Here is a 249-nt window from a genome sequence, read left to right as displayed (position 1 = left end):
TACACACCAACAGTAACTCCAGTTACTCCAACAGCGGAACCAGCAACATCAACAGATATTCAAGGTGCAACTCAAACCGGTAAGCCAACCTTCACCGAAGGTGACAGCCGTGTACCAATGAATGACGATGTTCCAGCAACATTTGATGATGGTTCAACGACTAAGACTGTTGATGGTGTTGGTACATACACAGTAGCAGCAGACGGAACCGTAACCTTTGTTCCAGAAAAATCATTCGTAGGAACTGCA

General features: G+C 45.4%; 1 protein-coding gene. It reads left to right on the top strand.

Going from position 1 to position 249, the window contains the following annotated elements:
* Positions 1 to 249, top strand: a 249-nt coding sequence (locus AX663_RS01360) for a hypothetical protein (RefSeq protein WP_156430744.1), incomplete at both ends; no start/stop codon positions are given.

Source organism: Streptococcus sp. CCH8-H5 (assembly GCF_001556505.1).
Taxonomy (GTDB): Bacteria; Bacillota; Bacilli; order Lactobacillales; family Streptococcaceae; genus Streptococcus.
Note: the sequence above shows the minus strand (reverse complement) of the source record. Positions and strands in the feature narration are given on the sequence as shown.